The sequence below is a fragment of the Roseburia sp. AF25-13LB genome (genome assembly GCF_003478915.1).
In the GTDB taxonomy this organism is placed as follows: Bacteria; Bacillota; Clostridia; order Lachnospirales; family Lachnospiraceae; genus Roseburia_C; species Roseburia_C amylophila.
The window spans coordinates 1-222 of the sequence record NZ_QUFO01000027.1; the positions used below are offsets into that span (position 1 = coordinate 1).

Genomic DNA, 222 nt, shown 5'->3' on the forward strand with positions numbered 1-222 from the left:
GACAGTTCTCTCTCAATATCCGCTACTTCCTCTGCTACCGCATCAAAGTCTGACCTGGCTCCCTGGATGTTCTCCTCCAGTCCCTCCATGGAATCCTGGGACATCTCTGCCATCTGGTCAGAATCAATATTATAATACCAGTCTGTGTAGAGTATAAAGCTGCTCCGGTAGGTTTCTATCGTATCTTTTATCATATTTGCAAGATTCATATGATAATCCCAC

At 44.1% G+C, this 222-nt stretch carries 1 protein-coding gene; it reads right to left on the reverse strand.

What is annotated here, in order from left to right; translation table 11 throughout:
• A partial coding sequence (locus tag DWY37_RS16025; RefSeq protein ID WP_147403610.1) for a hypothetical protein occupies window positions 1-209 on the reverse strand: 209 nt, incomplete at its 3' end.
• Window positions 210-222 lie beyond the last annotated feature (13 nt).